Raw genomic sequence first — 602 nt, forward strand, 5'->3', positions numbered from 1 at the left:
TTTGGCCATGCTTTTTCATTGTGGCTATCGGACCTGCGTTAATTTCATTGGCTGAGGCATTTTCTAATTAGATAAAAATAGGGATAGTTATGTTGTGGATTAAGAAATACGTCATCATCTCGTTGTTGGTGCTCACTGCATGTGCAACAAATGAACAAGCATCCGATTTTGATTCCAGCTTGTATTCTGGCAAACCCGTTGAGTCGCTCACTAATGATGAGCCGCCCAAAACTGAGGAAGAGGCTATCTCGCGCGGTGATATTGCGCTTACCAACAAAAATGTCGATTTGGCATTGTATGAATACATTCGCTCCCTTTCTTTCCCTAACGCGGTGCATAAAGACAAAACGCTATACACCGTCGGGCGTATTCACTTAGCTCGCGAGAACTACGAACTGGCAGATAAAGCCTTTCGTGCATCGCTTGCAGAAAATCCTGACAACATTGGTTCCTTACAAGAACTTGGCACGCTGTACACCAAGCGTGGAGAAAAAGACGTCGGTAAGAGTTATTACATTCGCGCACTTAATGCCGACCAAATCCGTATGAAAGGCAACCCGAACATCACCAACGACAACATCACGGCAGAGACTGTAGCCACT

General features: G+C 45.0%; 1 protein-coding gene. It reads left to right on the top strand.

Annotation, left to right across the window (positions count from 1 at the left end; all coding sequences use genetic code 11):
• Positions 1 to 92: 92 nt before the first annotated feature.
• On the top strand, positions 93 to 602 hold a 510-nt coding region (locus tag R7R24_RS28495; protein ID WP_411978843.1), incomplete at its 3' end, for a tetratricopeptide repeat protein.

The sequence above is a fragment of the Vibrio sp. 704 genome, assembly GCF_033339295.1.